Annotated in this window: 24 protein-coding genes; 14 read left to right on the forward strand and 10 right to left on the reverse strand. The window is 66.5% G+C overall.

The features are described from left to right. The first annotated feature begins 49 nt into the window (after positions 1-49). The 7 genes from M0208_RS10160 to M0208_RS10190 all read left to right on the forward strand — a co-directional run bounded on the left by M0208_RS10160 (position 50) and on the right by M0208_RS10190 (position 6408). Entirely contained in the window at positions 50-667 is a 618-nt protein-coding gene (locus M0208_RS10160; RefSeq protein ID WP_258891586.1) for a glutathione S-transferase family protein, read from the forward strand. Positions 668-743: 76 nt separating this feature from the next. Beyond that, positions 744-1628 (forward strand): UDP-2,3-diacylglucosamine diphosphatase, encoded by an 885-nt coding sequence (locus M0208_RS10165; RefSeq protein WP_258891587.1) that lies wholly within the window; start codon positions 744-746, stop codon positions 1626-1628. Position 1629: 1 nt separating this feature from the next. Beyond that, positions 1630-2652, forward strand: a complete 1023-nt coding sequence (locus M0208_RS10170) for a glycosyltransferase family 1 protein (protein WP_258891588.1) — start codon at positions 1630-1632, stop codon at positions 2650-2652. 104 nt (positions 2653-2756) lie between these two features. Further along, positions 2757-3443 carry a DUF1013 domain-containing protein gene (locus M0208_RS10175; protein WP_258891589.1) on the forward strand — a complete coding sequence of 229 codons (687 nt, stop codon included), beginning with the start codon at positions 2757-2759 and terminating at the stop codon, positions 3441-3443. A gap of 273 nt (positions 3444-3716) precedes the next feature. Next, positions 3717-4802: an MBL fold metallo-hydrolase gene (locus M0208_RS10180; RefSeq protein ID WP_258891590.1), complete on the forward strand. Its 1086-nt coding sequence runs from the start codon at positions 3717-3719 to the stop codon at positions 4800-4802. A 45-nt stretch (positions 4803-4847) separates the two neighbouring features. Next, positions 4848-5717, forward strand: coding sequence for a dienelactone hydrolase family protein (locus tag M0208_RS10185; RefSeq protein ID WP_258891591.1), 870 nt, complete (start codon positions 4848-4850; stop codon positions 5715-5717). A gap of 61 nt (positions 5718-5778) precedes the next feature. Further along, on the forward strand, positions 5779-6408 hold the full coding sequence (locus M0208_RS10190) for a glutathione S-transferase family protein (protein ID WP_258891592.1): 630 nt from the start codon (positions 5779-5781) through the stop codon (positions 6406-6408). Here M0208_RS10190 and M0208_RS10195 read toward each other — a convergent pair. Further along, on the reverse strand, positions 6405-7499 hold the full coding sequence (locus M0208_RS10195; RefSeq protein ID WP_258891593.1) for an alpha/beta fold hydrolase: 1095 nt from the start codon (positions 7497-7499) through the stop codon (positions 6405-6407). The two genes, M0208_RS10190 and M0208_RS10195, sit on opposite strands and share 4 nt — an antisense overlap. A 158-nt stretch (positions 7500-7657) precedes the next feature. On the opposite strand from M0208_RS10195, the gene pgmG reads away from it, so the two are divergent. Genes pgmG through M0208_RS10220 form a run of 5 tightly spaced genes read left to right on the forward strand, consistent with a single transcriptional unit; the run spans position 7658 to position 12878 of the window. Beyond that, positions 7658-9025 (forward strand): phosphoglucomutase/phosphomannomutase PgmG, encoded by a 1368-nt coding sequence (pgmG, locus tag M0208_RS10200; RefSeq protein ID WP_258891594.1) that lies wholly within the window; start codon positions 7658-7660, stop codon positions 9023-9025. Positions 9026-9084: 59 nt separating this feature from the next. Next, entirely contained in the window at positions 9085-9849 is a 765-nt protein-coding gene (locus M0208_RS10205; protein ID WP_258891595.1) for a 3'-5' exonuclease, read from the forward strand. 58 nt (positions 9850-9907) lie between these two features. Next, on the forward strand, positions 9908-11413 hold the full coding sequence (locus M0208_RS10210) for a CHASE3 domain-containing protein (RefSeq protein WP_258891596.1): 1506 nt from the start codon (positions 9908-9910) through the stop codon (positions 11411-11413). Next, on the forward strand, positions 11410-11853 hold the full coding sequence (locus M0208_RS10215) for a response regulator (RefSeq protein ID WP_258891597.1): 444 nt from the start codon (positions 11410-11412) through the stop codon (positions 11851-11853). Before M0208_RS10210 ends, M0208_RS10215 begins: the two co-directional genes overlap by 4 nt. Beyond that, positions 11853-12878 (forward strand): sensor histidine kinase, encoded by a 1026-nt coding sequence (locus tag M0208_RS10220; RefSeq protein WP_258891598.1) that lies wholly within the window; start codon positions 11853-11855, stop codon positions 12876-12878. Before M0208_RS10215 ends, M0208_RS10220 begins: the two co-directional genes overlap by 1 nt. A gap of 166 nt (positions 12879-13044) precedes the next feature. Here M0208_RS10220 and cysN read toward each other — a convergent pair whose 3' ends face one another. The 3 genes from cysN to cysQ are packed head-to-tail and all read right to left on the reverse strand — an operon-like array spanning position 13045 to position 16680. Beyond that, positions 13045-14946: a sulfate adenylyltransferase subunit CysN gene (gene cysN / locus M0208_RS10225; RefSeq protein WP_258891599.1), complete on the reverse strand. Its 1902-nt coding sequence runs from the start codon at positions 14944-14946 to the stop codon at positions 13045-13047. Between the two features lies 1 nt (position 14947). After that, complete coding sequence (gene cysD, locus M0208_RS10230; RefSeq protein ID WP_258891600.1) at positions 14948-15853, reverse strand: sulfate adenylyltransferase subunit CysD; 906 nt, start codon at positions 15851-15853, stop codon at positions 14948-14950. Further along, positions 15850-16680: a 3'(2'),5'-bisphosphate nucleotidase CysQ gene (cysQ, locus tag M0208_RS10235; RefSeq protein WP_258891601.1), complete on the reverse strand. Its 831-nt coding sequence runs from the start codon at positions 16678-16680 to the stop codon at positions 15850-15852. Before cysQ ends, cysD begins: the two co-directional genes overlap by 4 nt. Before the next feature lie 148 nt (positions 16681-16828). Between cysQ and M0208_RS10240 the strand changes: the two genes are divergently transcribed. Both M0208_RS10240 and M0208_RS10245 read left to right on the forward strand, forming a co-directional pair. Continuing rightward, complete coding sequence (locus M0208_RS10240) at positions 16829-17935, forward strand: S-(hydroxymethyl)glutathione dehydrogenase/class III alcohol dehydrogenase (RefSeq protein WP_258891602.1); 1107 nt, start codon at positions 16829-16831, stop codon at positions 17933-17935. Positions 17936-18047: 112 nt separating this feature from the next. Beyond that, on the forward strand, positions 18048-18431 hold the full coding sequence (locus M0208_RS10245; protein WP_258891603.1) for a VOC family protein: 384 nt from the start codon (positions 18048-18050) through the stop codon (positions 18429-18431). 165 nt (positions 18432-18596) lie between these two features. On the opposite strand, the gene M0208_RS10250 is transcribed toward M0208_RS10245, so the two are convergent. The 6 genes from M0208_RS10250 to M0208_RS10275 all read right to left on the reverse strand — a co-directional run bounded on the left by M0208_RS10250 (position 18597) and on the right by M0208_RS10275 (position 24652). Next, positions 18597-20363: a hypothetical protein gene (locus M0208_RS10250; RefSeq protein WP_258891604.1), complete on the reverse strand. Its 1767-nt coding sequence runs from the start codon at positions 20361-20363 to the stop codon at positions 18597-18599. A 55-nt stretch (positions 20364-20418) separates the two neighbouring features. Continuing rightward, a complete protein-coding gene (locus M0208_RS10255) occupies positions 20419-21774 on the reverse strand; it encodes a cytochrome P450 (protein WP_258891605.1) in 1356 nt (451 codons plus the stop codon). 92 nt (positions 21775-21866) lie between these two features. Further along, entirely contained in the window at positions 21867-22856 is a 990-nt protein-coding gene (arsB, locus tag M0208_RS10260; protein ID WP_408988144.1) for an ACR3 family arsenite efflux transporter, read from the reverse strand. 53 nt (positions 22857-22909) lie between these two features. Further along, positions 22910-23299: an arsenate reductase (glutaredoxin) gene (gene arsC, locus M0208_RS10265; protein WP_258891607.1), complete on the reverse strand. Its 390-nt coding sequence runs from the start codon at positions 23297-23299 to the stop codon at positions 22910-22912. 8 nt (positions 23300-23307) lie between these two features. Further along, entirely contained in the window at positions 23308-23634 is a 327-nt protein-coding gene (locus M0208_RS10270; RefSeq protein WP_258891608.1) for a helix-turn-helix transcriptional regulator, read from the reverse strand. A gap of 43 nt (positions 23635-23677) precedes the next feature. Continuing rightward, positions 23678-24652 (reverse strand): quinone oxidoreductase, encoded by a 975-nt coding sequence (locus M0208_RS10275; protein WP_258891609.1) that lies wholly within the window; start codon positions 24650-24652, stop codon positions 23678-23680. Positions 24653-24738: the final 86 nt, after the last annotated feature.

Here is a 24738-nt window from a genome sequence, read left to right on the forward strand (position 1 = left end):
CGCGCAAAACCTGGTTCGCGCGGTCTCTTTGGCGTCATAGAGGCGAGCCATGACCGATCTGATCCTTCACGAAGACCCGGTGTCGGGCAATTGCTACAAGATCCGCCTGGTCGCGGCGCATCTGGGCATCGCGCTCGACCGGCGCAGCTACGACATCCGCAAGGGCGAAACGCGCACGCCCGAATTTCTCGCGCAGGTCGATGCGAACGGGCGTATCCCGGTGCTGCAGATCGGCGACCATTTCCTGCCCGAAAGTGCAGCGGCGTGCCTGTATCTGGCGCACGGATCGACGCTGATCCCCGAAGACCGCTTCGACCGCGCCGACATGATGCGCTGGATGTTCTGGGAACAGTACAGCCACGAACCCAACGTCGCGACCTTGCGCTTCTGGCGGCATTTCATCGGCGAGGACGCGCTAAGTCCTGCACAACGCGCGCTGATTCCGGGCAAGAAAGCGGCGGGCGACGCCGCGCTCGCCTTGATGGACCGGCATCTGGCGACGCGCGACTGGTTCGCGGCGGATCGTTTCACGCTCGCCGATGTCGCGCTCTACGCCTACACGCACGTCGCGAACGAGGGCGGTTTCGACCTCTCCGCCTACCCCGCGGTTACCGCCTGGCTGACGCGCGTGGCGACGCTGCCGGGCCATATCGCGCTAGATGATTGACTCATAAGCGTAACCGCCACGTGATGCGGGCGTAACATTGATCATGCAGGGGCGGCGCATGAGGGAGGGCCGCCCAATGACGACCATCGCCGACGTCACCGACCTGCTGGACTATGCCACAAAGCGCGAGATTGCGCCTCCGCTGCCGCTGCTGCCGACGATCGCCACCGCCACGCCCGGGGGCGACCGGCGGCGTTACCGCACGATCTGGATCAGCGACGTCCATCTCGGCACGCGCGGGTGCAACGCGGCGATGCTGGTCGATTTCCTCGACCGCGTCGACAGCGACACGATGTACCTGGTCGGCGACATGATCGACGGTTGGCGGCTGAAGAAGAAATTCTATTGGCCGCCGCTGCACAATGACGTGGTCCGCCGCCTGATGAAGCGCGCCAAGCGCGGCACGCGGATGATCTACATCCCCGGCAATCATGACGAGGTGTTCCGCCAGTTCGCGGGCACCGATTTCGGCGGCATCGCGATCCGTCGCAAGGCGATCCACGAAACCGCCGACGGCCGCCGCCTGCTGGTGCTGCACGGCGACGAATTCGACGCGATCACGCTGGCGCACCGCTGGCTCGCCTATGTCGGGGACAGCGCCTACACCATGCTGATGGCGGCGAATCGGGGCGTCAACGCCTTCCGCCGCCGTTTCGGCATGCCCTATTGGTCGTTGTCGAAGCACGCCAAGGCGAAGGTCAAGAACGCCGTCGCCTTCATCTCGCATTTCGAGGAAGTCGTCGCGCACGCCGCAGGCGTTCGCGGGGTCGACGGCGTCGTGTGTGGACATATCCACACCGCCGAAATGCGCGAGATCGGTGGCGTCACTTATTACAACGACGGCGACTGGGTGGAGAGCTGCACCGCGTTGGTCGAACACTTCGACGGGCGGATGGAGGTGCTCCACTGGGCCGACGTGATCGCGGCGCGCGAAGCCGAGGTCCGCGCGCTGGCGGCCTGACATGCGGATCGCGATCGTCACCGACGCCTGGAGCCCCCAAGTCAACGGCGTCGTGCGCACGCTGGAGGCGGTGATCGGCGAACTCCGCGCCGCCGGGCATGAGGTGCTGGTGGTCGCACCTGATCGTTTCGCATCGCTCCCCTGCCCGACCTATCCCGAAATCCGCCTGTCGCTGGCCGGCGCGCGCGCAGTCGGCAATGCGATCGCCGCATTCGGGGCGGAGGCGGTGCATATCGCGACCGAGGGACCGCTGGGGATCGGCGCGCGGCGCTGGTGCGTGGCGCGCCGGCGGCCGTTCACCACCGCCTATCACACGCAATTCCCCGATTATGTCGCGGCGCGCACCGGTTTGGACCCGGCATGGGTATGGCGCTACATCCGCTGGTTCCACGGGCCAGCGCAGGCGATCCTCGCCTCCACCCCGTCGATCGCGCGCACGCTGGAGGCGCAGGGGCTGACGCAGGTACGGCGCTGGGGGCGCGGCGTCGATCAGGCGCTGTTTCACGCAAATGTCGCGCCCGACCCCACGATCCGCGCGCTGCCGGGACCGGTGCAACTCTACGTCGGACGCATTGCGGTCGAGAAGAACATCGCCGCTTTCCTTGGCTCCGATCATCCCGGCAGCAAGGTGATCGTCGGCGACGGCCCGGCCTTGCGCGAATTGTCGGCACGCTTTCCCGACGCGCATTTTCTCGGGCCGCGCTTCGGCCACGACCTCGCCGCCGCTTATGCCGCCGCAGACGTCTTCGTCTTCCCCAGCCGCACCGATACGTTCGGGCTGGTGATGATCGAGGCGCTGGCGTGCGGCACCCCGGTCGCGGGCTATCCTGTCACCGGCCCGGTCGACGTGCTGACGCCGCAAACCGGCGCGATGGACGAAGACCTCGGCACGGCGATCGCAACCGCGCTGACCTGCGACCGATCGGCGTGCGCGGCATACGGGCAAGGCTTCACCTGGGCCGCCAGCGCGCGGCAGTTCGTCGATGCGCTCGCGCCGCTCAGCGATGTCCGCGCGGCGGCATGAGATTCGCGGCGCTTGCCCTTGGGGCGTGCGCGCACTAGATCGGACGCCTTAGAGGCCGCTCCGGGAAGGGGCGGCCCATTTTGTTTCAGACGGAGTTTTCCCGCATGGCCCAGCCGCTCATGCCCCACGCGACCGCCAGCTGGATGGTCGACAACACCGCGCTCAGTTTCGAGCAGATCGCGGAATTCTGCGGGCTCCACATCCTCGAAGTGCAGGCGATCGCCGACGACACCGCGACGACGAAGCTGACCGGCCGCGATCCGGTCCGCGCGCACGAGGTCAGTCAGGAAGAAATCGACAAGGCGCAGGCCAACCCCGATTACCGGATGCAGATGATCAAAGGCCCCGATCAGGTCCGCCGCACGAAGGGGCCGCGCTACACGCCGGTCTCCAAGCGGCAGGACAAGCCCGACGGCATCGCCTGGATCATCCGCAACCATCCCGAAATCACCGACGGCGCGATCGGCAATCTGATCGGCACGACGCGCACGACGATCGCCGCGATCCGCGACCGCAGCCATTGGAATATCCAGAACATCACGCCGAAGGATCCGGTCACGCTCGGGCTGACGACGCAGCGCGAACTGGACGCCGCTGTGTCGAAGGCGGCGAAGGCGGCGGGCGTCGAAGCCGCACCCACCGATCACCGGCTGGAGGGCGACCGCGAATCGCTGATCGCACAGCTCCGCGCCGAACGCGAACAGGCGGCGCGTGAGGCGGAAGCCGCGACGCAGGAGGGCTATGTCGCCCCGCCGCCAAAGCCCACGTTCGACGATCCGTTTCGGAGATAGGGGTTTCGGCTCGCGCTTGCTCTAATCCTCCCCTGCAAGGGGAGGTGGCAGGCGGAGCCTGACGGAGGGGTGTCACCCTCTCGATAGCGAGTGGCGGGTCGGATTGCCCCCGGCAATCCTCGAAAGCGCGGGGCGCGTTCGACCCGCCACTCCCCTCCGGCGCTGCGCGCCACCTCCCCTTGCAGGGGAGGATTGCTTGTTGTCGCTCAACCCGACTGGGCAAACCCAACAAACCGCTCGACGTAACGTAAGTTACGTTGCTACCCGCTACCGATGGCAACCGCACTCGACCGCGCCTTGATCGGCGACGAAGGGCTGATCCCGACCAGTCACAAGGGGCTGACGTACCCGTTCGGCGACCGCAGCCCACAACCCGGCGAGCTCTTGACCGTGATGCCCGGTATCCGCTGGTGGCGCGTGCCGATGTCGGGGCCGTTGAAGCACGTCAACGGGCTGATCCTCGACGACGGAGACGGCGCGCTGGCGATCGACACCGGCACCGCGGGCGAACGATCGGTCGAGGCGTGGCGAACCATTCTCGACCAGGCGATGGGCGGGCAGCGCATCTCGCGCGTGCTGTGCACGCATATGCATCCCGATCACGTCGGGCTCGCGGGCTGGCTGTGCCGCAAGTTCGATGCGCCGCTGCTGATGACGCGCACCGAATGGCTGACCGTCCGAATGCTCGCCGCCGACGCGCGCGACGAAACGCCGGGCGAGATGGTCGCCTTCTGGCGCGCGAGCGGCTGGGACGAGGCGCAGCTTGCATTGGGTGCGGGACGCGGCTGGTCGCATTTCGGTAAGATGATCGCGCGGATGCCGCTGGGCTTCACGCGCATCCAGGACGGTCAGACACTGAAGATCGGCGGGTCGGACTGGCAGGTCGTCGTCGGCAGCGGGCACAGCCCCGAACACGCCTGCCTGCTCGATCGCGACCGGAAGGTGCTGATCGCGGGGGATCAGGTGCTGCCGAAGATCAGCTCGAACGTGTCGCTGGGCGTCATGGAGCCCGAGGGCGATCCGCTCGGCGACTGGCTGGCCTCGATCGCGAAGCTGAAGCAATTGCCGCCCGACCTGCTCGTCCTGCCGGGGCATGGCGATCCGTTCTACGGGCTGCACGCGCGGCTGGACGCGCTCGATCACGAGCATCGCGACCGGCTCGATGCTTTGGTCGAACATATGGCGGACGGCCCCAAACGCGCGGTCGATTGCTTCGGCCGCCTGTTCCGCCGCGCGATCGGGCCGGACGTGATCGGCATGGCGACGGGCGAGGCGATGGCGCACCTCCGTCACCTGGAGGTCGAGGGGCGCGCGGTGAAGGAAATCCGCGACGGCGTATGGTGGTATCGGCGCGCGTAACCACGCTATAGTCGTGCACGAACAAGCGGATGAGGAGCCGACACGATGTGCGACGACCATACCGAGGCAGACAACGCCCGCGTCCTGACGCGCCGCGCGTTCGGGGCGGGCGCAGGGGCGGCGGGGCTTGCGCTGCTGCTCCCAAGTCCCGCGAACGCCGCGGCAGTCAGCGGACGCCGCGTGCAGATCAAGACCCCGGACGGCATCGCCGACGCCTATTTCGTCGCGCCGACGACGGGAAAGCATCCCGGCGTGCTGATATGGCCCGACATCATGGGACTGCGTCCCGCGTTCGAGCAGATGGGGCGGCGGCTGGCCGAATCGGGCTATGCGGTGCTGGTCGTCAATCAATTCTACCGTTCGGTGAAGGCGCCGTTCCTGAAGGCAGGCGAGAGTTTCGGCCAGCCCGCGGTGCGCGCGCGCATCATGCCGTGGCGCGAAGCGCTGACCGCCGAGGCTGTGACTCGCGACGGCGTGGCCTTCACCCGCTTCCTCGATGCGCAGAAAGAGGTCGATACGAAGCGCGGCCTTGGCTCCAGCGGTTACTGTATGGGCGGCCCGATGACGATCCAGACCGCCGCCGCGCGCGCCGATCGCTACCGCGCGATCGCGTCGTTCCACGGCGCTGGGCTGGTCAGCGACAAGCCAGACAGTCCGCATCTGCTGATCCCGAAGCTGAAGGCCGACGCGCTGATCGCGATCGCCGAGAACGACGATCAACGCAGCCCGGACGACAAGAACGTCCTGCGCGCCGCCTTCGCCGCCGCCAAGCGCCCGGCCGAAATCGAGGTCTACACAGGCGCAATGCACGGTTGGTGTCCGCCCGACAGCCAGGCCTACAATCAGGTGCAGGCCGAACGCGCATGGAGCCGGATGCTGGTGTTGTTCGGACGAACGCTCGCGCGACCGGCTTGACGTCGCGCCGCGACCGTGTTCCACTTTCGTTCCTGACGACTCGCAAAGCCGGAGACAGACCGTGGCCCTGACCTTCTACACCAACCCGATGTCGCGCGGGCGGATCGCACGCTGGATGCTCGAGGAAATCGGGCAGCCGTATGAGACGGTGCTGCTCGATTATGCCGATACGATGAAGGGCGCGGACTATCTCGCGATCAATCCGATGGGGAAGGTGCCTGCGATCGTCCACGACGGCCGCACGGTCACCGAATGCGCCGCGATCTGCGCCTATCTGGCCGAAACCTTCCCCGATGCTGGCCTTGCCCCCACCGCCGACGAGCGCGCGGATTATTATCGCTGGATGTTCTTCGCCGCCGGGCCGGTCGAGGCCGGGGTGATCGACCGGTCTCTGGGCGTCGAGATCCCTGCCGACAAACAGATGATGGTCGGTTACGGATCGTTCGACCAGATGGTCGACACGCTGGAAAAAGCGGTGTCGGCGCATGAGTATATCGCGGGCGATCGTTTCACTGCGGCGGACGTCTATGTCGGCAGCCATGTCGGCTGGGGCGTGAATTTCGGGACGCTGCCGAAACGCGATGCGTTCGACGCCTATCTCGGCCGCATCATGGGCCGCCCCGCCGCGGTCCGCGCGGCGGAGATCGACGACGCGCTGATGCCGAAACAGGAACCCGCGACGGCGGACTAGTCGCGCACCGTCGGAAGGGCGTGGTCGAGCAGCGCCTTCAGCGTCCGGCCCGGCTCCTCGACCATCATCAGATGAGCGGAATGCTCGAACCAGACCGTGGTCTTCGCTGGCGCGCGGAGCTGTTTCATCCATGCGTCCGCGATCGGCGCGGGGACAGTATAATCGTGGCGGCCGAGCAGCAGGATCACCGGTGTCTTCAGCCGGTCGAGCCGGGCGAACGACACCTTGTCCAGCCGCGGCCACAATGTCGCGACCGAAAAGGCGCTGCCGTCGCTCCACGCCTTGCGGTCGGCGGGCGTGTAATCGGGCGACAGCCGCGGGGCGTGGAAATAGAAATCGGCATTGTCGCGCCCCGCCGCCAGCGCGCCATAGCGCACGGCATATTTGCGCCACCCGTCCGACTTCGCGATCTCCAGCGGTTCGGGCCGCGGATAGGGGGCCAACACCTGCAGCGCCGCAATCGCCTCGGCGTCTTGGCGCGCGCGCGCCTGTTGCAGCGTCCATGCAAAGCCGACGCGCTCGTTCTCGCGGAAATCGATCACCTGACCCATCCCGATATAGGCGTGAAGCAGATCTGGGCGCTTGGCCGCCACCGCCAGCCCGACCGCCGATCCCCAGCTATGCCCGAGCAGCAACACCTTGCGCTTGCCGTATCTCGCCCGGAGCACATCGATCAGTTCGATCGCGTCGTCACGGTATCGTTCCAGCGTCATCGTCGGCGCGATCGCGGCTGGATCGTTCAGCGGATAGGATTTGCCCGCGCCGCGCTGATCCCATTGCACGACCGTGAAGAAATCCTCCCACGGCCGCTGGAACGACCAGGCGACCGGCATCTCGACCGCGCCGGGGCCGCCGTGCACGAAGATCAGGATCGGGTTCGCGCGATCCGCGCCGCGCACGTTCACCGCCTGTCGCGCGCCGCCCAGCGTGACGGCGAAATCGTCCTGTACGCCATCCGGCGTCACTATCCGCCCGATGTCGCCGATGATCGCGCGTGATGCGGCATAGGGGTCGGCGATCACCGTGCTCTGGGTAAAAGCGGGGACGGGCGACAGCGCCGCGACGGCGGTGGCGAATAGAAAACGCAGCATGGCTATTGGCTGGCACGGCCGCACCCTGGCGGCAAGAACGCTGTTCCGGGCGTCGCCGATTCGACAGCGGACCGGGAACATAGGACAAGCATGATCTTTCTGATCCGCACACGGCGTCACCCAACGGCGCGCGTCCTTCCCGACCCGAAAGCCCTTCGTTGACCCATGATCTGAACCCCTCGATCCTGCGAGAATATGACATCCGCGGGATCGTGGGCGAGACGTTGGACGCTTCCGATGCGCACGCGGTCGGGCGCGCATTCGCCACGATCGTGCGGCGCGCAGGCGGGCGGCGGGTGGTGGTCGGCTACGACGGGCGCACATCTTCGCCAATGCTGGAGGCGGCGCTAGTCGACGGGCTGGCCGCATCGGGTGCGGATGTCGTGCGGATCGGGATCGGCCCGTCGCCGATGCTTTACTTCGCCGAGAGCACGTTAGAGGTCGATGCCGGGATACAGGTAACCGGCAGCCACAATCCCCGCGATCACAACGGCTTCAAGCTGGTATTGCAGCGAGCGCCATTTTTCGGCGCGGATATCCAGGCGCTGGCCGCGCTGGCCGCGGCGGGGGACTTCACCGATGGCGAGGGGATCGTCAGCGACGCCGACACCGGCGACGCCTATGTCGCGCGCCTGCTCGCCGGGCATGACGGCCCCGGCCTCAGGATCGGCTGGGACGCGGGCAATGGCGCGGCGGGGCCGGTGGTCGAGGCGCTGACGAAGCTCCTGCCGGGTGAGCATCACTTGCTGTTCACCGATGTCGACGGCGATTTTCCGAACCATCATCCCGATCCTACCGAGGACGAGAACCTTGCCGATCTGCAGCGGCTGGTCGCGGAGAGACGCCTCGATTTCGGAGTGGCTTTCGATGGCGACGGCGACCGGATCGGCGCGGTGGACGGTTCAGGACGCGTGCTGCGCGGCGATCAGATTCTATCCGTTCTGGCGGAATCTCTTCTGGTCGAGCGGCCCGGCAGCACGATCATTGCCGACGTAAAGGCGAGCAACGGGTTGTTCGACCGGATCGAGGCGCTCGGCGGCCGCGCCGTCATGTGGAAATCGGGCCACAGCAACATCAAGCTGAAGCTGCGCGAGGAGAATGCAGCGCTGGCCGGCGAGATGAGCGGGCACATCTTCTTCGGCGACCTCGGCGGCTTCGACGACGGCATCTACGCCGCGGTGCGCCTGATCGACGCGGTGCAGCGCTCCGGCCGCACGCTCGCCGAATGGCGCGATGCGAAGCCGGTCCGCGCGAGCACGCCCGAACTGCGCTTCGCGGTCGATCCTGCGCGGAAGGACGCCGTAGTCGACGAGGTGGTCGCGCGACTGGCGGCGAACGGCGCGACGGTCGACCTGACAGACGGCGCGCGCGTCACCACCGCCGACGGCTGGTGGCTGCTGCGCGCGTCGAACACGCAGGACATGCTGACCGCGCGCGCCGAGGCGGACGATCCCGCCGCGCTCGACCGGCTGGTCGCCGCGATCGACGCGCAGCTGGCCCAAAGCGGCGTGACTCGTGCGGCGTGATCCGGGCGGCGTGATCCGGGCGGCGTGACTCTGCCGGTCTTAACCCCCACATAGCGGCGATGCGTCCCCCGTCGAAACCAAGCATCGTCCGCGTCGTCGATCTCGAAACCACCGGCAGCGCGCCGCCCGCGCACGGCGTATGCGAGGTCGGCTGGCAGGATGTGGCGCTCGGCCCCGATGGCCGGTGGGAATTGTATGGCGAGGGCGGGCAACGCTACGTCAATCCCGGCCGCTCGCTGCCGCCCGTGACGCAGGCGATCCACCACATCCGCGACGAGGATGTTGCTGATGCGCCGTGGTGGCACGACGTGGCGCGGCAAGTGCTCGATCCCTACCCCCGTCGCCTGGCGCTCGCGGCGCACCGCGCATCGTTCGAACAGCAATTCTGCACGCCCAATTTCACCTCCGGCGCGGAGTGGATCTGCACGTGGAAATGCGCACTCAGGCTGTGGCCCGATTCGCCCAGCTTCTCCAATCAGGTGTTGCGGTATTGGCGGAAGCCCGATGGGATGGAGCACGAACGCGGCCTGCCCGCGCACCGCGCCTTCCCCGACGCTTATGTCACCGCCTTCCACCTGCGCGACATGCTGAACGAGGCGAGCATCGAACAATTGCTGGAATGGTCGCGCGACCCCGGCCTGATCCCGCGCGTCCGCTACGGTCCCGATCGCGGCAAGGACTGGCGCGAGATCGATCACGAATCACTGATGGGCTTCCTGACCGATCGCGACCCCGACATCCGCTTCACCGCCAACGCCGAAATGGACCGTAGGCGCGGCGGTGGATCGGTCGGCCGGGCGTCTGCTCAAGAATTGCTGCTCTGATCCACATCAAGGTGCTGCCACTGGCCAATCGTTACGGCTGCGACTAGACCGCGCTCCGATGCGTGTGCGTGTACCGTTGATGATCCGCGAAGGGCGGCTGGGCCGCGTCCTGCTCGCGTTCATGGCGGCGGGTTTTCTCGCGCTGATCGTCGCCGGTATCGCCGCCGCCTGGGTGCAGGGCCGCAATCAACAACACAACGCCGCCGTCGCGCATACCTATCAGGTCGAACTGACGATCGCCGAGGCGCGCCGCCTGATCGAACAAGGCGAAACCGCGCGGCGCGGCTATATGCTGGCAGGCGATCCTGCGTTTCTCGCCAGCTACCGCGACGTCGCCGCAGCGCTGCCGACGGTGATGGATCGGGTCGGCGCGCTGACGATCGACAACCCGCTGCAGCAACGGCACCTGAAACTGGTCGACCGGCTGATCGACGAACTGAGCGCCGAGCGTGCGGCGAGCATCGCGCAGGTCGGCGCAGGCGAAGCTGCGCGCGCGATCGCGACGTTCCGCGCGCAGGGCGGAGCCGGGCGATTGCGGCTGATGCGCCGCGCGTTCGACGCGATGGGAGCGGAGGAACGCCGTCTGCTGGCGATCCGCGACGCCGAACAGGCCGCCAGCATTCGCGTCTTCTACGCGATCCTCGCCTTTGCCGGGGTGGTGCTGGGCGCCGTCGCCATCGCTGGGTTGGCGGTCGTCATGCGTTACACGCGCGACCTGACCGGGTCGCGCGATATGATGCGGGGATTGAACGAGAATCTCGAGGTTCTGGTATCGGATCGCACCGCCGACCTCAGCCGCGCGAACGAGGAAATCCAGCGCTTCGCCTATATCGTCAGCCACGATCTGCGCTCGCCGTTGGTCAACGTGATGGGCTTCACCGCCGAACTTGACGCCGCGACCAATACGATCGCGGAATTGATCGACCGCGCCGAGGCGACAGCCCCCGAGATCGTGACCGAAGAGGCGCGGCTGGCGGCGCGCGAGGATCTGCCGGAGGCGATCGGCTTCATCCGCACCTCGACGCAGAAGATGGACCGGCTGATTACCGCGATCCTCACGCTATCGCGGCAGGGCCGCCGCGTCCTGACGCCCGAACCGCTCGACGTGGCCGCGATCGTCGACGAAATCCGCGGCAGTCTGGCGCACCGGCTGGACGAACAGGGCACGACCGTCGAGGTCGAGGGCGATCTGCCCGCCGTCGTCAGCGATCGCCTCGGCGTGGAGCAGATACTGTCCAACCTGATCGAAAATGCGGTGAAATATCGCCATCCGACCCGCCCCGCACGGATCGTCGTCACCGGCGGCAGCGAAGGTCCGCGACGCTGGTTTGCGGTGACCGACAATGGTCGCGGCATCGACCCGCGCGACCACGAACGCGTGTTCGACCTGTTCCGCCGATCGGGTTCGCAGGATCAGCCCGGAGAAGGCATCGGACTCGCGCACGTTCGCGCATTGGCCTATCGCCTGGGCGGGATCATCGATCTCACCTCGACGCTTGGCGAAGGCGCCACCTTCCGGCTATCGCTGCCCAAGACCCTGGAACTACAGGAACAACGAGCATGAACGCGCATCAATCCGTCAACATCGTGATGATCGAGGATGACGAAGGCCATGCCCGGCTGATCGAAAAGAACATCCGCCGCGCGGGCATCTTGAATGACATCCGCCATTTCACCGACGGTACGAGCGCGCTGGAATATCTGTTCAACGACAAGAACGGCCCGACCCACAACGGCCCCGCACTCGTCCTGCTCGACCTCAATCTGCCCGACATGAGCGGCACCGACATCCTGACCCGGATCAAGGACAGCAGCGGCCCGTTGAAGCGTACGCCCGTCGTCGTATTGACGACCACCGACGACAGCCGCGAAATCCAGCGTTGCTATGATCTGGGGGCCAACGTCTACATCACCAAGCCGGTGAATTATGAGAATTTCGCGCAGGCGATCCGCCAGCTCGGGCTGTTCCTGTCGGTCATCCAGGTGCCCGATCTGGGCGATTGATGGCGACAGTACTCTACATCGACGATGATCCGGGGATCCGTCGGCTGGCGGCGAAAGCGCTTGCCCGCCGCGGGCATGACGTGACCGTGGCCGAGGGCGGCGCTGAGGGTGTCGCGCTGGCCGCCGCCGACCGCTTCGATATCGTCGCGGTCGATCACTACATGCCCGGGATGGACGGGCTGGAAACGCTGGCGGCGCTGCGCGCGCTGCCGGATGCGCCGAGCGTGGTCTATGTCACCGGATCGGAAGAGGGCCGCATCGCGATCGCGGCGCTGCGCGCCGGCGCGGCCGATTATGTCGTGAAGACGGTCGGCGAGGATTTCTTCGACCTGCTCGACGCCGCCTTCGAGCAGGTCATCGCGCGCGCGACGCTCGAGCGCGGCAAGGCCGATGCGGAGGCAGGGCTGCGCGCCAGCAACGACCGGCTTGAGGCATTGCTGTCGGAGGTCAATCACCGCGTCGCCAATTCGCTGCAGATCGTCTCCGCGATGGTCCGGATGCAGTCGAACGCCTTGTCCGACGACAGCGCGCGCGCCGCGCTGGAGGATACGCAGCGCCGGATCAGCGCGATCGCGCAGGTCCATCGCCGTCTCTACACTGGCGGCGATGTGGAAAGCGTCGACATGCGCGAATATCTGTCGGCATTGGTCGACGAACTGGCGCAGACCTGGTCCAGCGCGGATCTCCCGCGCGACCTGAAACTGGTCGCCGACCCGATCCGCCTGCCGACCGACCGCGCGGTGTCGCTGGGCGTGATCGTCACCGAACTGGTCAGCAACGCGTGCAAATACGCCTATCCGGCCGGCAGCGGCGAAATCCGCATCGCGCTACAGATGGAGGGCAAAGAACTGTTCCTACTAGCAGTAGAAGACGACGGCGTCGGCCTGTCGGGCGAAATCGCGCCGGGCGGCACCGGCATCGGCACGAAACTGATCCGCGCGATGGCGCAAAGCCTGCAGTCGATCGTGGAATACGACCCCGGCCACCGCGGAACGCGGGCGACGTTGAAGGCGGGGGTGCGTTAGGGACTCTACCCGTTCGTCCTGAGTAGCGGCTGAGCTTGTTGAAGACGCGTATCGAAGGACAGCGTCCGGGCATGTCCTTCGATACGGGCCTTCGCCTTCGCTCAGTCCCTACTCAGGACGAACGGGGAATGGGTAGTCGAACGTCGTCGCTCGTTTCGGCCCCCCCTCACCCCCCATCGATCAGGAAATCGACGATCCGCTGCGCCGCCGCATCCGCGCTCATCGCACTGGTGTCGATGCGGATTTCGGGATCCTCCGGCGCTTCATACGGCGAGTCGATCCCCGTAAAGTTCGCCAACTGCCCGGCGCGCGCCTTCGCATAGAGGCCCTTCACGTCGCGCCGTTCGGCCTCGGCCAGCGAGGTGTCGATATGCACCTCGATGAATTCGCCCGGCGGCATCATCTGCCGCACCATCTCGCGCTCGGTGCGGAACGGGCTGATGAACGCGGTCAGCACGATCATCCCCGCATCGGCCATGAGCCGCGCGACTTCGCCGACGCGGCGGATGTTCTCCACCCGGTCGGCGTCGGTAAAGCCCAGATCCTTGTTCAGGCCATGCCGCACATTGTCGCCGTCGAGCAGGAAGGTGTGCCGGTTCATCCGCACCAGTTTCTGTTCGACCAGATTGGCGATCGTCGATTTCCCCGCGCCCGACAGCCCGGTGAACCACAGCACCGCGGGCTTCTGATTCTTCAGACGCGCGTGCGTTTCGCGGCTGACGTCCAGATGCTGGCGGTGGACGTTCTGCGCGCGGCGCAGCGCGAAGTGGATCATCCCCGCCGCGACGGTCGCGTTGCTCGCCTTGTCGATCAGGATGAACCCGCCGAGATCGCGGCTCTGTTCATACGGCTCGAACACGATCGGCCGATCGGTCGAAAAGGTCGTGACGCCGATCGCGTTCAGCTCCAGCGTCTTGGCCGCCAGTTGCTCCATCGTGTTGACGTTGACCTGATATTTCGGCGCGTTGAGCGTCGCGGTGGCGCTCTGCGTGCCGAGCTTCAGCCAATAGGAGCGGCCGGGCAGCATCGCCTCGTCGCTCATCCACACGATCGTCGCCTCGAACTGGTCGGACGCCTGCGGCGGATCGCCCGCCGCCGCGATCATGTCGCCGCGCGAGCAATCGACCTCGTCGGCCAGCGTCAGCGTGACCGACTGCCCCGCCTGCGCCTGTTTAAGATCGCCCCCGATTGCGACGACGCGCTTTACGGTCGACGCCCTCCCCGACGGCACGATCCGCACCGCATCGCCGGGTTTGACCGTCCCCGCCGCGATCGTCCCCGCAAACCCGCGGAAGTCGAGGTTCGGGCGGTTGACCCATTGCACCGGCAGGCGGAATGGCTTCTTCGCATCGGCGTCGGCATCGAGCGGAACGGCTTCCAGATGCTCGATCAGCGACGGGCCGTCATACCAGGGGGTCGCATCGGAGCGCGAGGCGATATTATCCCCCGCCAGCCCCGACACCGGAATCGCGGTGAACCCGTCGATCCCGATCCCGCTCGCGAATTCGCGATAATCGGCGACGATCGTCTCGAAGACGGTCCGGTCGTAATCGACCAGGTCCATCTTGTTGATCGCCAGCACGATGTTCCGGATACCGATCAGATGCGCGAGGTACGAATGCCGCCGCGTCTGCGTCAATATGCCCTTACGCGCATCGATCAGGATCACCGCCAGGTCGGCGGTCGACGCGCCGGTCACCATGTTGCGGGTATATTGTTCGTGCCCCGGCGTATCCGCGACGATGAACTTGCGCTTGTCGGTCGCGAAAAACCGATACGCGACGTCGATCGTGATGCCCTGTTCACGTTCCGCCGCGAGCCCGTCGACCAGCAGCGCGAAATCGATATTCTGCCCCTGCGTCCCGACGCGCTTCGAATCCTCTTCCAGCGCGGACAGCTGGTCCTCGAAAATCTGCTTCGAATCGTACAGCAATCGGCCGATCAACGTCGATTTGCCGTCGTCCACCGACCCGCAGGTGATGAAACGCAGCAACGATTTGCTTTCGTGTTGCTGCAGGTATGCGGCGATGTCGGAGGAAACGAGGTCGTCGGGGCAATACGCAGTCATGTCAGAAGTACCCCTCCTGCTTCTTCTGTTCCATGCTCGCGCCGACGTCCTTGTCGATCACGCGACCCTGCCGTTCCGACGTCGTGGTCAGCAGCATCTCCTGAATGACGTCCTCGATCGTCGTCGCCACGCTCTCCACCGCACCGCTCAAGGGAAAGCAGCCGAGCGTGCGGAAGCGGACCGATCGTTCGATGAGCGTCAGTTTGCGCCCGATCACGCGCTCCACGCGCTCGATGTCATCGGCCATGAACAGCTGGCCGTCCCATTCGTAGGTCGGACGCGGTGCGGCGAAGTACAACGGCACGATCTCGATCCCCTCCCGCGCGATGTATTGCCACACGTCCAGTTCGGTCCAGTTGCTGATCGGGAAGACGCGCATCGACTCCCCCCTGGCCTTGCGCGCGTTGTAGAGATGCCAAAGCTCCGGCCGCTGCGCCTTAGGATCCCAGCGGTGCGAGGCGGTGCGGAACGAGAAGACGCGTTCCTTGGCGCGCGATTTCTCCTCGTCGCGGCGTGCGCCGCCGAACGCCGCGTCGAAGCCGTATTTGTCCAGCGCCTGCTTCAGTCCTTCGGTCTTCCATAGGTCGGTGTGGAGAGCGCCGTGATCGAACGGGTTGATCCCGCGTGCCTGCGCGTCCGGGTTGTGATGGACCAGCAGTTCCATCCCCGCGTCGCGCGCCGCGCGGTCGCGCAATTCGTACATGGCGCGGAATTTCCATGTCGTATCGACGTGGAGCAGCGGAAACGGCGGCGGTGCGGGATAAAACGCCTTCTTCGCCAGATGCAGCATGACCGCCGAATCCTTGCCGACCGAATACAGCATCACGGGCTTTTCGGCCTCCGCCACCACCTCGCGCAGGATATGGATGCTCTCGGCTTCGAGCCGGTCGAGATGGGTCAGCGTCATGCGGCGTCCATGAACGGGCGGAGTGGCGCGGGGTTATAGGGACCGGTCGCGACGAAGCCGGTGTTGCGGAACCCCGGCTTGCCATAGCGAAACACGTCGCCGTCCAGGTCGAGCACGCGTCCGCCCGCCGCGCGCAACACCGCGTCGCCCGCACACGTATCCCATTCCATCGTCGGCCCGGTGCGCGGATAGACATCGGCCTCTCCGCTCGCCACCAGTACGAACTTCAGCGACGATCCGACCGATACGCAATCGCAGATGCCGCCCGCGTCGAGCCACGCCGCGGTCTGCGGGTCGGCATGGCTGCGTGAAGCGACCGCGCACGGCGGCGTGGGCACGGCGCGCACCGCGATCGTCTTCGTCGGCCCGCGGACTGCGCCGGGCGCTCGTTCCGCCTGCCACGCCCCGGCCGCCAGATCGCCCCAGTACAATGTGTTGCGCGCGGGCGCGTACACCACGCCCATCGTCGGCACGCCGCGCTCGACCAGTCCGATGTTCACGGTGAAATCGTCGCCGCGCTTGATGAATTCCTTCGTCCCGTCGAGCGGATCGACCAGGAAGAACGCGCCGTCGATGTCAGGGATACGCCCCGCCGCAGCCTCTTCCTCCGCCACTACCGGAATGCCCGGCGCGTGTTCACGCAGGCCCGCCAGGATCACCGCCTCGGCCGCGTGATCGGCCGCGGTGACGGGCGATTCGTCTGCCTTGAACGTCACGCTCGCGCCGCGCACGAAATGGTCCCACACGACGTCGCCCGCCGCCTCCGCCAGCGTGACCAGCGCGCGCAGCAACCGTTCACGAACGTCGCGATCCACCAAGAGCGTCATGTCCATCCCCCGCCGCTAGCCTTCCCACCCCGGTCGACGCCAGCAACGCTTTATCTATGCGGCCCCAAGCTTTGCTAGGCAACTTGCAGGACACGCCACGGGGAGGCAAAGGCGGTCGCAAAGGAGTTACCCGCCATGAAGACCGCTCATGAAGACTAGGGCCGCCGTCGCGTTCGAGGCGAAGAAGCCGCTGGAGATCGTCGAACTCGATCTGGAGGGGCCGAAGGCGGGTGAAGTGCTGATCGAGATCATGGCCACCGGAATCTGCCATACCGACGCCTACACGCTCGACGGTCTGGACAGCGAGGGGCTGTTCCCGAGCGTGCTGGGCCACGAAGGCTGCGGCATCGTGCGAGAGGTTGGCACGAGCGTGACGAGCGTCGTGGTCGGCGATCACGTCATCCCGCTCTACACCCCCGAATGCCGCCAATGTAAGTCGTGCCTCAGCGGCAAGACCAATTTGTGCACAGCGATCCGCGCGACGCAGGGGAAAGGGCTGATGCCCGACGGGACAACGCGGTTCAGCCACAGGGGGCAGCCTATCTTTCACTACATGGGCTGTTCGACCTTCTCGAACTTCACCGTTCTGCCCGAGATCGCGGTCGCGAAGATCCGCCCCGACGCACCGTTCGACACCAGCTGCTACATCGGTTGCGGCGTCACGACCGGGGTCGGCGCGGTGGTCAACACCGCCAAGGTCGAGGCCGGGGACACCGTGGTCGTGTTCGGTCTCGGCGGGATCGGGCTGAACGTGCTGCAGGGCGCGAAGCTCGCCGGGGCCGCGCGGATCGTCGGGGTCGACATCAACCCTGACCGCGAGGCATGGGGCCGCCGCTTCGGCATGACCGATTTCGTCAACCCGAAGGACGTGGCCGACGTCGTCGCGCACATCGTCGCGCTGACCGACGGCGGCGCGGACTATTCGTTCGACTGCACCGGCAATACGACCGTGATGCGCCAGGCGCTGGAATGCTGCCACCGCGGCTGGGGCACGTCGATCGTCATTGGCGTGGCGGAGGCGGGCAAGGAGATCAGCACGCGGCCATTCCAATTGGTCACCGGGCGCAACTGGCGCGGCACCGCATTCGGCGGCGCGAAGGGCCGCACCGACGTGCCCAAGATCGTCGACTGGTACATGAACGGCATGATCCAGATCGACCCGATGATCACCCACCGGCTGACGCTGGACGACATCAACAAGGGGTTCGACCTGATGCACGCCGGCGAAAGCATCCGGTCGGTGGTGATCTACTGAACCGACGCCTTCTTCGTCACCCAGCGAACGCTGGGGTCTGACAACGAAGCGCGGGACGTTGTGACCGGGAGACCCCAGCCTGCGCTGGGGTGACGAAATTGGGAGAGAGAAAATGTACAGCCACATGATGGTCGGATCGAACGACATCGATCGATCGAAGAAATTCTACGACAGCCTGTTCGGGTCGATCGGCGGCAAGCCCGGCATCACCGATCCCAAGGGACGGCTGATCTATATGCACAACGGCAGCATGTTTCTCGTCACCCCGCCGATCGACGGCGAGGACGCAACGCCCGGCAACGGCATGACGATCGGCTTTGCGGTCGACGGACCCGAACAGGCGAACGCCTGGCATGAGGCGGGCGTGGCGCACGGCGGCACCGCGATCGAGGATCCGCCCGGCGTCCGCAGCGGAAACGGCATGAACCTGTATCTCGCCTATCTGCGCGATCCCGACGGCAACAAGCTCTGCGCGCTGCACCGCGTTTCGGCCTGATCGCGGCGGGCGGCCACTCAATCCTCCCCTGCAAGGGGAGGTGGCAGCGCGCAGCGCTGACGGAGGGGTGTCGAGCTATCGGTAGCTCTATACCCCTCCGGCGCTGCGCGCCACCTCCCCTTGCAGGGGAGGATCAGAAGTGTGGCAAACTTGAGCGAACTAGCACTAATCGAACGGCCACCACGACGCGACCGCCGCCCGTTGCTTCGCCGCCGCCCGCGCCTGCGCCAGTTCGCCCCAGCGCGGTGCGAAGGGCGTCGCGGCGTCATATTTCGTACCGGCCAGCCGCCATTTGCCCTGCGCCGCCAGCGCATCGCCCCACCCCTTCAGCGGATCGGCCCAGCGCGGCCCGCGCCTGTTCGCCGCGGCGAACTCCACCGCCGCGTCCGCCCCGCGCCCGCGTTTCAGCAAGGTCATCGCGTGCCGCTGATACGGCAGCGGCAATGACGGCGTGAGCGCCTTCGCGCGCGCGTATAGCGCATCCGCCCCGCGCCGATCGCCCGCCGCCTCCGCTACGTCGCCGGCCAGACTGTAGCATTCGCTCCACCGGCCGGCCGCCGCCAGCATGCGATCGGCCTCCTCCCGCCGCCCCGCCAGCCCGTATGCCAAGCCCCGCCAGCACGGGCCGGTCGGGAACGCGAACCGCACGGTGTCTTCGGTCCTGAAGATCGCGTCGAAGCGGTCGAACGCCGCCACCGCCCGCGCTGTGTCGCCGACTTCGATCGCGTGCAATCCGACGACCAGTTGGCGCACCGCCCGCGCCTCTGCCGACGGCTCCGCGCTTTCAAGATAGTGCAGCGCCGCGCGCCAGTCGTGCCGCCGCGCCTCGGCCTCGGCGAGATAATAGGCCGTATCGCCCATCGACAGCGCGGATCGCCCGCCGTTCGCCTCGTTCGCGGCCAGCGTCTCGTCGACCAGGCTAGTATAGTCGCTGACCAGCGACTGATAGGTGGCGAGCGGCTGCTGCGTCGGGTCCGGCCGCTTGTCCGCAGGCGCGTCTGCGATCCGCGCCGCGACTGCGCGCCCCTCGCGCACCGCGCCCTCTTCGCCCGCCACGTCGAACATCATGCCGATCAGATTGTCCGCGGCACCCCAGGCATAAGGGTTCAGTTCGATCGCCATGCGCAGTTTCGCGACGCCCTCGCGCATCCGCCCCTTTTGCCCCAACGCCAGCCCCCAGGCGTTTAGCAGCGATGCGCGCTGATCCTCCGGCGCGCGCGGATAGGCGTCCTGCAGGAACGCGATCGTCGCGTCATATTTGCCCTGCCGGTTGAGATAGACCGCGTACAGCCGCGGTTCGAAGCGGCCATAGACGTATTCCGCCGCCTGCATCGTCAGCGCGGGCAATTCGGCCGGCGCGCCGGTAAAGGTCTTCGGCGGCACCCCGGTGGCGCGGATGGTCATCGCGAGCGTCCCGTCGGGATTGGCGACGATCGCGCCGCCGACGTGCGTTTCCTTGCCCAGCCGGGCGCGCAGCAACCGGTCGACCTCGCCGATCGAGACGTTCGTGTTGGGAACATCCACCTTGATGTCGTTGGCCCAGATCGTGTCGATCTTGCGCGCCAGCGCCGCGCGCGTGTTGCTCGCCTGGATCACCGCCAGCGCATCCTGCACCGATCCCGCGACCACTTGCGGCGTCAGCCCGCGCGCGACCAGCGACGGCGGGGTGTCGAACGTCTCCACCACCACCGCGCGCGATCGCCCGGCATTCCATACGAACAGCACGACCAGCGCCAGCAGCGCCGCGCCCAGCAGCGTGACGATCACGTCGCGCCACCATTGCCGTCCCAACTGACGCACCTGCGCGTCGATCAGCCGGTTCTGTTTCGCCAGCAGGATGCGCGCGGGATTGTCCGGCGCGGGATCGTCCGCCGCCTCCTTCATCGCCAGATCGACCGCATTCGGCGTTTCCGGCAGGCGTTCCTCGGCCATAGGCTTCCCCCCGCAGACCCCGCATTCAGTGTACGCGGTTGCGGGCGGGAGGCAATCAGGCCGCCTGCGCGACCTTCTCCGGGGTGAACGCCACTTCCAGCCGCCGCACGGCGTGGACGAAGTTGTTCGGCGCGATGTCGATTTCGCCGGTCCAGCGGATATCGGGGAAGCGCGCGAAGATTTGCCGGTACGCTTCCTCCAGCTGCAGTTGCGCGGTCATCCGGCCGATGCAGATGTGCGGGCCGTAGCCGAAGGCGATGTTCTTTTCCGCATTGGCGCGGCCGATGTCGAACCGGTCGGGATCGGGAAAGACGCGCGCGTCACGGTTCGCCGCGCCGTAATACATGATGACCTTCTCACCGTCCGCGATGCGCTGCCCATTCAGTTCGACTTCCTTGGTCGCGGTGCGACGCATATAGATGACGGGTGAGACCATCCGCGTGATTTCGTGCACCGCATTCGTCAGTAGCGCGGGATCGGCCTGCAATCGCGCTTTCTGATCCGGAAATTCGGTGAACAATTTCATCGCGCCGGATAGCGAATTGCGCGTCGTGTCGTTGCCCGCAAAAACGATCAGCAGCCATGCACCGTCGAGATATTCGCCGGGCAGGCGTTCGCCCTCCACCTCGGCGTTGGCGATCGCGCTCATCAGGTCCGACTGCGGATCGGCGCGGCGTTTCGCCAGCATCGCGCGGCCGTAGTCGAACATCTCGGCGACGTTCTTGTTGAACATCTCGATGAACGCTGCGATCTGCGGGCTTGGTTCGCTGAGCCCCGCTAGCTGATCGATCTGCTCCAGCGCGACCTGCTGCGCCATTTCGAGGAAATGAATCCAGCCGATGAAGCGTTCGCGGTCGCTTTCGGGCACGCCGAGCATTTCGCAGAGCGTGAAGATCGGCAGCCGTTGCGCCAGTTTCTCGACGAAATCGCAGGTGCCGAGCGGGGCCATCGTGTCGAGCAACCGCGTCACCTCGCCCGACACGCGCGCGCGCAGGCCCTTCATGTAGGTCGCGGTGAAATACGGCATATGCTCCTTGCGCAGCTGCCGGTGCGGGCGTGCGTCCAGGTTGATCATCGAATTGGTCGAGGCGGAAAACAGGATCGGATGCCGCGTCTCGACCGGGCCGAGCGACATCAATATGCCGCCGGTTTCGGACGAGAACGTCTCCGGATCGCCGTTGACGCGCTTCACGTCGTCATATCCGGTGACCGCCCAGAACCCGATGCCGCCGCGCGGGCCGTCATGCCACATCACCGGCGCCTCGGCGCGCATCCGTGCGAAATCGTCCCACGGCTGGCCGCGCGTGAAGGCGTGGATGTCGGTCAGGTCGATGCCCGCAGGCACCGGATACGCGAGCGGGTTGGTCGGGCCGGGCCGCCCCTCGACGATATGGTCGCTGACGAGTTTCACGCGGCGCTCTCCCGTATCGCGCCGCATCGTTCAACGGCATTGGGCATAACTTTCGTTATGCCGGCCGGAGAGTCAAGGCTTGCGGCAGTGCTTCAGGCGGGCGCGCTGGTGGGGAACCAGCGGCGGCCGAGACGCAAAGCGACATGGACGAGGGCGAGCAGGACGGGCACCTCGACCAATGGTCCGATCACCGCGGCGAACGCGACTGGAGACGCAAGACCATAAGCGGCGATCGCGACCGCGATGGCGAGCTCGAAATTGTTGCCCGACGCGGTGAAGGCGATCGCGGCGGTGCGCGGATAATCGCGCACGATCCACCGCCCCATCCAGAAACTGATGCCGAACTGGATCGCAAAGTACAGCGCCAGCGGGATCGCGATCCGCACCGCATCGAACGGCAACGCAAGGAGGTCGCCGCCCTTCAGCGTGAACATCGCGACGATGGTGAACAACAGGGCGATCAGCGTGATCGGCGCGATCCGCGGCAGGAAGCGGGTTTCATACCACTCCTCGCCGCGCCGTGCGACGAGCAGGCGGCGGGTCAGGTATCCGGCCGCGAACGGGATGCCGAGATAGATCAGCACGGCCTGCGCGATCGTCGCGAAGCCGACCTGAAGCACGCTGCCCTCCACCCCGAACAGCGGCGGCAGCACCCACAGGAAAACCCAGGCATAGACGCTGAAGAACAGGATCTGGAACAGCGAATTGAACGCGACCAGCGCCGCGACGTATTGGTTATCGCCCTTCGCCAACTGATTCCACACCAGCACCATCGCGATGCACCGCGCGAGACCGATCAGGATCAGACCGGTCATGTAGCCGGGTTCGTCGCGCAGGAAGAGGATCGCCAGCGCGAACATCAGCACCGGGCCGATCAGCCAATTCTGGACGAGCGACAGCAACAGCACGCGGCGATCGTCGAATACGCGCGGCAGTTCCCGATAGCGCACGCGCGCCAGCGGCGGATACATCATCGCGATCAGCCCGATCGCGATCGGCACATTAGTGGTGCCGACCGACAGCGCGTCGATCGCGCGCGGCAGGCCGGGAATCAGCGATCCCAACGCAACCCCCAGCGCCATCGCCGCGAAGATCCAGAGGGTGAGATAGCGGTCGAGGAACGACAGCCGTTCGGTCACAAGGCGGGACGCGAGTCAGCCGGGATCAACTCCATCACCGTCTCCGACGGTCGGCACAGTTTTACGCCGAGCGGTGAGACGACGAGCGGGCGGTTGATGAGGATGGGGTGTGCCATCATCGCATCGATCAGCGCATCGTCGGACAGCGACAGGTCATCGAGGCCGAGGTCGGCGTAGGGCGTGCCCCGTTCGCGCAGCAGATCGCGCGGGCTGATCCCGGCGCGTGCGATGAGGTCGACCAGCAGTTCGCGCGTCGGCGGCGTCTTCAGATATTCGACCACGTTCGGCTCGATCCCGGCGTTGCGGATCAGGCCGAGCACGTTGCGCGACGTGCCGCAGGCGGGGTTGTGATAAACGATAATGTCTTTTGGGATGTCGGTCGGCATGACTGTCCTCAGCAGGCGAGTTCGGCGATCAGCGGGGCGCAGAGTTCGGGGCTCCCCGCGCAGCAATCCTGCGCTAGGAACAGCATCAGCGTGCGCAGACCGCCGATCTCGGCGCGGTAGATGATCTGGCGGCTCTGGCGATCGGCGCGAACCAGTCCGGCGCGCGCGAGGATGGCGAGATGCGCCGACATCGTGTTCTGCGGCACGTCGAACGTGCGTGCGATCTCGCCCGCGGGAAGCCCGCCCGGCTCGTGACCGATCAACAGCTTGAACGTGGCGAGGCGGGTTGGCTGGGCGAGCGCCGACAGCGCGATGATAGCGGCGTCCGAATCCATATATCCGATACTATGGATATATTCGCAGACGTCAACCGCTTCGCTACGGAATCAGCAACGTCGATCCTGTCGTGCGGCGTGCTTCGAGGTCGGTGTGCGCTTGGGCCGCCTCCAGCAACGGATAGCGTTGACCGATCGTCACGCGCACCTTGCCCGAGCGGATCATTTCCCAGAGCGACGCCGCTCCAGCGACGCGTTCGGCCGGGTCGCTGTAGTAGTGGAACAACGTCGGGCGCGTGACGAACAGCGATCCCTTCGCCGCCAGGATGCCGAGCGCAACGCCGGTGACCGGCGCGCTGGCATTGCCGTAGCTGATGAGGAGGCCTCGTTGGGCCAGCGCGTCGAGCGACGCTTCCCAGGTGTCGCGGCCGATCCCGTCATAGGCGACGCGCACGCCCATGCCGCCGGTCAGCCCGCGGACGCGCTTCGCCACGTCCTCAGCGCGGTACAGGATCACGTCGGTCGCGCCGTGATCGCGCGCCTGGTCCGCCTTCGCTTCGTCGCCGACGGTGGCGATGACCTGCGCGCCCTTCGCGGCCAGCCACTGCGTCAGGATCGATCCGACCCCGCCCGCCGCGGCGTGGACCAGCACCCAGTCGCCGGGCGCGACATGGCTCGCGCGTTCGGCGAGGAATTCGGCGGTGCAGCCCTTCAACAGCGATGCCGCCGCCGTTTCGTCGTCGATATCGTCGGGCAGCACGAACAGATGGCGCGCGGCGATGTTGCGTTCGGTGGCATAGGCGCCGCGCTCCGGCCCGAAGGTCGCGACGCGCGTGCCGACCGCGAGTTCGGTCACGCCGTCGCCGAGCGCGGTGACCACGCCGACGCCTTCCATGCCCAGCGCGGCGGGCAGGTCGGTCGGATAGGTACCGTCGCGGTGATAGGTGTCGATATAGTTCAGCCCGGCTGCGGTCGTGCGGATGCGGACCTCGCCGGGGCCGGGCGGCGGCAGATCGACGTCTTGCCATTCGATCACCTCGGGACCGCCGATGCGGGTGATGCGCGCTACCTTGGCCATGACCGTTCCTTCGATGTTGCCGATCCCGATACGCCGCCGGGCGTTCGTCGTAAATCAGCCGGGCAAGTGCTTGTGTCGGCGAGCGG

The organism is Sphingomonas sp. SUN019, assembly GCF_024758705.1.
GTDB lineage: Bacteria > Pseudomonadota > Alphaproteobacteria > Sphingomonadales > Sphingomonadaceae > Sphingomonas.